Source organism: Erythrobacter sp. (assembly GCF_038133525.1).
Taxonomy (GTDB): Bacteria; Pseudomonadota; Alphaproteobacteria; order Sphingomonadales; family Sphingomonadaceae; genus Qipengyuania.
The window spans coordinates 24379-30572 of the sequence record NZ_JAYPTL010000043.1 but is presented as its reverse complement, the minus strand read 5'-3'; the positions used below and the strand labels follow the sequence as shown (position 1 = coordinate 30572).

Annotated in this window: 9 protein-coding genes; all 9 read right to left on the bottom strand. The window is 62.5% G+C overall.

Annotation, left to right across the window (positions count from 1 at the left end; all coding sequences use genetic code 11):
* On the bottom strand, positions 1–412 hold a 412-nt coding region (locus AAFM29_RS11930), incomplete at its 3' end, for an MsnO8 family LLM class oxidoreductase (protein WP_341713024.1).
* Positions 409–1254, bottom strand: a complete 846-nt coding sequence (locus AAFM29_RS11925; RefSeq protein ID WP_341713023.1) for a tetratricopeptide repeat protein — start codon at positions 1252–1254, stop codon at positions 409–411. The genes AAFM29_RS11930 and AAFM29_RS11925, both read right to left, overlap by 4 nt.
* Positions 1251–1994, bottom strand: a complete 744-nt coding sequence (locus AAFM29_RS11920; protein ID WP_341713022.1) for an alpha/beta hydrolase — start codon at positions 1992–1994, stop codon at positions 1251–1253. Before AAFM29_RS11920 ends, AAFM29_RS11925 begins: the two co-directional genes overlap by 4 nt.
* Before the next feature lie 47 nt (positions 1995–2041).
* On the bottom strand, positions 2042–3118 hold the full coding sequence (locus AAFM29_RS11915) for a M48 family metallopeptidase (RefSeq protein ID WP_341713021.1): 1077 nt from the start codon (positions 3116–3118) through the stop codon (positions 2042–2044).
* 4 nt (positions 3119–3122) lie between these two features.
* On the bottom strand, positions 3123–4214 hold the full coding sequence (locus AAFM29_RS11910; protein ID WP_341713020.1) for a YjgN family protein: 1092 nt from the start codon (positions 4212–4214) through the stop codon (positions 3123–3125).
* A 107-nt stretch (positions 4215–4321) separates the two neighbouring features.
* Positions 4322–5251, bottom strand: a complete 930-nt coding sequence (locus tag AAFM29_RS11905) for an alpha/beta hydrolase (RefSeq protein ID WP_341713019.1) — start codon at positions 5249–5251, stop codon at positions 4322–4324.
* 23 nt (positions 5252–5274) lie between these two features.
* Positions 5275–5466, bottom strand: coding sequence for a helix-turn-helix transcriptional regulator (locus AAFM29_RS11900; protein WP_341713018.1), 192 nt, complete (start codon positions 5464–5466; stop codon positions 5275–5277).
* Positions 5463–5879: a hypothetical protein gene (locus AAFM29_RS11895; RefSeq protein ID WP_341713017.1), complete on the bottom strand. Its 417-nt coding sequence runs from the start codon at positions 5877–5879 to the stop codon at positions 5463–5465. Before AAFM29_RS11895 ends, AAFM29_RS11900 begins: the two co-directional genes overlap by 4 nt.
* Position 5880: 1 nt before the next feature.
* Positions 5881–6054 carry a hypothetical protein gene (locus AAFM29_RS11890; RefSeq protein ID WP_341713016.1) on the bottom strand — a complete coding sequence of 58 codons (174 nt, stop codon included), beginning with the start codon at positions 6052–6054 and terminating at the stop codon, positions 5881–5883.
* Between the last annotated feature and the right edge of the window lie 140 nt (positions 6055–6194).

Below are 6194 nucleotides of genomic sequence, written 5' to 3'. Positions count from 1 at the left end.
GTTCCAGCACGTCCTGAGGGAACATCTCGGCGGCCTGGTGCAAATTCTTGCGCAGCGCGCGCTGCAGTTCCGGCCCGGCGCCGGGCGCGCGGCCTAGGCCCAAATCGATCCGCCCCGGAAACAGCGCATCCAGCGTGCCGAAATGTTCGGCAGTCTGGACCGGCGGGTGGTTGGGCAGCAGGATGCCGCCCGAACCGATCCGGATCGTCGAAGTCGCATTGCCGATATGCGCTAGAACGACAGAGGTCGCGCCCCCGGCTATCCCGGCCATGGCGTGGTGTTCGGCCACCCAGAAGCGCTTGCAGCCGAACCGTTCGGCGGCGCGTGCCAGATCGGTAGCGGCCGCCAAGGCTTCGCCAATGCTGCCGCCTTCGCGAACCGGGGCGAGGTCGAGGACCGAGAAGTGGGTCATTGCGCGAGCTGCTCGAGATAGGCGGCAGCCTGGGCCGCCTCATCGCTGCCGGGGGCGACCGAAATCACCGATTCAAAGCTCTTGCGCGCATCCTCGTCACGCCCGGCGATAGCGGCGATAACGCCGGCTTCGAGGCCGATGGCGGGATCGCGCGGGTCGAGCGTTGCCGCCTGTTCGATCTGCTGTTGGGCTTCGTCGATCCGGTCAAGGCGGCGCGCAAGTGTTGCCGAGAGCAGCCAAGCCCTTGCGTTGTCTGGGTCGCTCGCGCGTGCGGCTTCCAAGGCGTTTGCCGCCTCTTCCGGTCGTCCGGAGGCTACCAGTGCCCGGGCACGATCAATCTGGAACCCCGCCATCAGGGTTGCATCCGCGGAACGGGTGGCTTCGGCCAGAGCGAGCGCAAACAGCGGTTCTGCCGTGGCAGGTTTGCCATCGGCGAGCGCCGCATTGCCTGCCATACCCGCCAGCCGGGCGCGATAGGCAGGCAGCCCATTGGGTGCTTCGGCGCTGGCAATCTCGAAGATCTGGCGTGCCTCATCGAATCGATCGAGCCGCACCAGTGCCAGACCCAGGCAATGGGACGATTGCGCCAACTCGAGATCGTCTTCGACCACCAATCGCCAGCCATTGGCAAAATCGAGTGCATCCTCAGGCTCACTGGCGGCCATGGTGAGGCAGCGCCGCAGGTAGTTCTCGCGTGGCGAGCTAAGGGCATCCACCGCAGCGATCTCATTGCTCCGGCGCGGTGGGCGATTGATCAATTCATCCGGCAGGCCGGGGATTGCCCCGGCCGATGGATCGAGGCCGACCTGCATCAGCAGCAGGGCAAGTAATGATCCGATCACGCAAGACTCTCCGACAGTTCGGCAACGGTCCGCAGCAGCAAGGCGATATCCTGCTCGCGCGACAGCCGATGGTCGCCATCCTTTACCAGCGTGACCTGTACCGCGTCCGAACGCAACGCACGCGCCAGCCGCATGCTGATCTCCCAAGGTACGTCGGCGTCACGCTGCCCGTGGATCAGCCGCACCGGCACGTCGATCGGGATCGTGTCGCCAAGCTGCAGCTGCGCCTGCCCGTCGGCGAAGAAGCCCGGATGCATCGGAGTCGGTTCGGGTCCATAGGGATTCTCATCATAGACGGTTTCGCCTGCAGCCAATTTGGCCTTGTCGGTGTCGCTTCGTCCCCATTCGGTGAAATCGGGCGCTGCGGCAATGCCGACCAGCCCGGCAAGCCGCGAGCCGAGCGCTTGGCCGACCAGTAGCATCAACCATCCGCCCATCGATGACCCGATCATGATCACCGACCCGTCGACTAGCCTGTCGATCAAGGCCAGCACCTCGTCGCGCCAGCGCGACAGCGTGCCATCGGCGAAATCGCCTTCGCTCAGCCCGCAGCCCGAATAGTCGAGCAGCAGGCAGGCCTGGCCACGTGCCTGCGCATCGGCAAACAAGGCAGTCGCCTTGCCACCGGCCATGTCGGACATGTAGCCGGGAAGGAATACCAGCGTAGGACCAAGGCCGGGTGCGAAGCGATAGGCTATGCTTCGACCATCAGGCAGGGGGTGGAACTGCACTTCGCTCATGGCGCCACGCTGTCGGGTTTCGAGTCCGCATTTGCAAGGGCTGCGGGTCAGAACAGGTCGAAGGATTCGACGTCCTTATCGTCCTCACACATGGATTTGAGTGCCGCGAACTCGGCTTCATTCAAGACTGGCCGGTAGTCCTCGCCTTGTTTGGCTGCGGCTCGGAACGCCTTGGCACGCTCGCGCGCTGCGGGATGGCTGGCCAGCCATCCGGCGACGGCATTGTCGTTGGTCCCCTCACCGCTTTCGTCGGCCAGGCGTTCAAAGAATCCAGCCGTTGCGACCGGCGAGATATCGGCTCTCGCCATGCTCTCTCGGGCATAGGCGTCGGCCTCGCGTTCGGCGTCGCGCGAATAGCCCATCGATGCGATCCCCGCAGCGGTGTTCCCTACACCCGAATTCGCCCCTGCGAGCAGCACCGAAAGCCCAAATTGGCGCAACAATGCGGTCATCACATGCCGTTCGCGCACATGGCCGACTTCGTGGCCTAGCACGCCGGCGAGCTCGTCGGGGCTTTCGGCCTGCTGGATGATCCCGTCGAACAGCAGTACCTGCCCCCCGGGCAGTGCGACGGCGTTGACCATGCCGATATTGGCGACCCCGGCGCGGACCTTGACTGCACCCGGATCGACCTTGGCCAGCATCTTGTTCAGTGCCGCATCGCCTGCTGGTGTGTGGCAGAGCCGGCCGCCCAGGTCGCCAACCATGGCTTCCCCGATCTGGCGTTCCCAGCTTTCGGGTACGCGTGGGCCAAGCCAGTCGGGCGCGGTCAGGAACAGCGCTACCGCAGCAGCGCTGGCGAGCGTGAAAATCGCCGCCGCACGGCCCAAACCTAGCCGGTCGATCCACGCCCCGTAATCGCTCTTGCCAGGTAGCTGGCGCGTAAGTCCCGCAGGCAGATCGCCCTCCAGGCTAAGGCGAAACCCTTCTTCCTTGTCGCGACGATAGATCCGTTGATCGCCCCGCAGCTCGCTGAATCGCAATTCCGACAGCGGCACTTCGATCTTTGACGAGTCAGCATCGAGCTGCAATCGGTCCAACCCGTCCCAGCGCGCCGTGCCCTGGTGGCGCAGCGCATTGTGCCCATCGTACCAGCTGGCAGGGACGGAGAAGCTTTCGTCCATGACCCTAGAAGGCGCCGACGTCGAATGCGTCGAGCAGCCCCTCACCGTGCTTCGCCATGGTCGTGGTCGACTGGGTCAGTTCATCGAGCAGGATTTCGCCCTGCGCTTCGAGGTGCGAGATGAAGAACTTCCAGTGACGATAGGACAGGAAGATCAGACCGATCCCCAGCGTGAACACCACCAGCACGACATCGACCAGCAGCAGCTTGACCCAATCCTTGGTGCTGGCGTTGAATTCGAACTCGAGGTTGCGCCAGCGCAGTGCGCCAATCGCAACGCGATAGAACTTGGCATAGAAAGCCACCGCGATCAGGCCCAGTCCAAGATAGAAGAACAGAGCTGTACCGATGACGCCGAGGGCGATTGTCTCAATCGCGCCCTCAGTCTGCCCTCCGCTGAACCCGGCGGCAACGCCCATGACCGCCAGGACCACCCCGGCCCCGAAAATCAGGAAGGGTGCAAGATAGAACAGCAGGAAGCGTGCGAACACTTCGCCCGGGTCGGCATCGGATTCGAAGGAGAAGGGGCCGAAGCTCATCTTGCGCCAGCGCTCGTTCCACAGGCTTGTCATCGACCAGGGGATCAGCAGGCCGATGGGAATCCACCCGACCACGGTCTTCCACATATAGGACAGGGCAAAGCCCAGCCCTTGGTCGTCGCTGCCGCCGCGAATGCCGCGCCAATGGGTACGTGACAGGCGATAGCGCAGGGCGCGGAAGCGAGCGACGCCGCCGAGATAGAAGATCATGCCGAAGGCGGCGAGGATCAGCGCTCCGCCCAGTGCCTCCTGTCCGCGTGCGATCAGTGCCTGCGCCGCGAAAGTCAGCATGAAATAGGGCAGACCGAACAGGAGCAGGACCATGACGAAGCCGAGGAACAGTTCCTTACCGGTTCCGGACCATTCGAGGGTCTCATCGACAAACCGTGTGTGCGACCAGAGATAGCGCCGCACGCGTGCGGTCCCCCAGAAGCGATAGATTCCCAACGTAACGATGGTCAGCAAAAGATTCGTGAAAGCAATCGGGGCGAATTCGCGCCAGTTGCCTGTAAACACGAAGGCGCTTTGGTTCTCTGCGCCATCGACATTATCATGCATGATAAGGAAAATTCCTTTCGATCCCGAACCATGGATGCTCCGAGATCGAAAGGATAATGTCAATCACGTATCAACCGCCGCAATTTGTTATCGAACATTCGAGATGATCATTGCGGCGTAACTTGCACTGCAAGAAATTCATCGAGCACGGCCTGAAATGCAGCTGGCTGATCAAGCATCAGGAAGTGACCCGCCGGACCGACCGGGCGGAAGGTGATGCCGTCCAGTGCAGCGTATTGCGAAGCATAGAACTGCGTTGCCTGATCCCGGGTGGGAAATATGTCGTTCCAGGAAAAGGCCACGGTGACCGGCACGGTGATATCGGCAATGGCCTGGCGCATGTCGGCATTGATGTCTTCATAGACAAGGCGTGAGACGACCCTCTGGTCGGCCTGTGCCGCCCATTGGGCGACACGTGTCAGCTTCGCCGGATCGAGCACCTGTCCGGCCTGTTCGGCCTGGACCTGCGACAACGATGCAGGGTTCTCGTGTCGTGCGAGGATAGCGGTCCGCAACGCTTCTGCGCGGTTTTCAACCGCGGAAGCGTCGGCCGGGGTTCCCGGTGGGATCATCAGAATCCCGAACCATGGCAGGGCGTCCACCACCATGATGCGGCCTGCCAGGTCGGGGTGCTTCGCGGCCAGCCGCATTGCGATCAGCCCGCCCAGCGAATGGCCGACGATGGCCGGACGCTCCAGTCCGCGTTGACGGATGTAACGTGCCAGCTGGTCGATCAGGGGATCTAGGACCGGACCTTCGGCATTGGGACCCGCTTCTTGCCCGAAGCCGGCAACCTGCAAGGCATGGACCCTGTGCCCGGCGGCCAGCTTCGGGACATTGGCGTCCCAGACCTGTCGCGGTGTCGCCATGCCGGGGACGAGGATGACATCAGGGCCTTCGCCCGAAACTTCGACGCTGAACCGGTCTGTCTCGACGCGCTCGGCCACCACGGCCTCGTCTTGCGAATGGGCCGGAACTGGCAATAGGCACAGGCTTAGCGTCGCGCCCGCAAGCGCGCAGAACGTGGTGTAACGCATGGGTTTGCTTCGCTGGAATGCGCTTAGTCGCGCAGGAAGATCTCTTCGATCGGGAGGGTGAAAGTGTCGGCTATGCGGAAAGCGAGGGGCAGTGACGGGTCGTAGCGCCCGGTCTCGATCGCATTGACGCTCTGGCGACTGACCTCAAGCCGGTCGGCAAGGTCCTGCTGGCTCCAGTCACGCTCCGCGCGCAGGACCTTGAGGCGGTTCTTCACAGATAGCCTCCGTCGTCGCCCGCAGTCAGCCGGTTTACGATTCCGCCGACAGCGAGCCCTAGGCACCAGATCGGGAAAACGAAGAACATGGGCAGGCGCGGAACCAGCGTGAACAGTTCGACCAGGCCCCAGCCGCCGCATATCGCCAGCGTCAATGCCGTGGCGACGAGTGCCTTGCGTGTCTCGAGCATACGCAGATATTCGTCTTCCATCTCGAACAGGTAACGGCCCATGTTCCAGATCCAGCCGACAATCACGAGGCCAGGCAGCAGGCCCCACAGAATTACCCCAGGGGTCGGTTCGGCATCGTCAGGTACAAAGTACGAAGCGAGCGCGACAAGCACGAGATAAAGCACCGATAGGATGATGTGCGTGCGCAGATAGCGCATCTTTGCACCCGGTTTGCCGCTCACGTCAGCAACCCCTTGCGCAATGGCTAGTCCGGCCAAGCCAGACCCCGGGGAACATGACCAGCAGCGCCAAGGGGCCGAACTGGGCAACCTGTTCGGGGATGATCTCGAACACAGCCAGCACGCCGATGCCGATCATGAGGCCCGCCATAGCGACGGCCTTCTGAGTATGGGTCATGACAAACTTCCTTTTCTAGATGTAAAGGAACATTGTCACACGTGTCTTTTGATGTCAAGTACCATTGACAAATTGTGTGGTGTGCTTTCCGCGATTCCGATTGCTCTTGTCTTTCCCCTGTCATCGGGCGCAGGCATCGC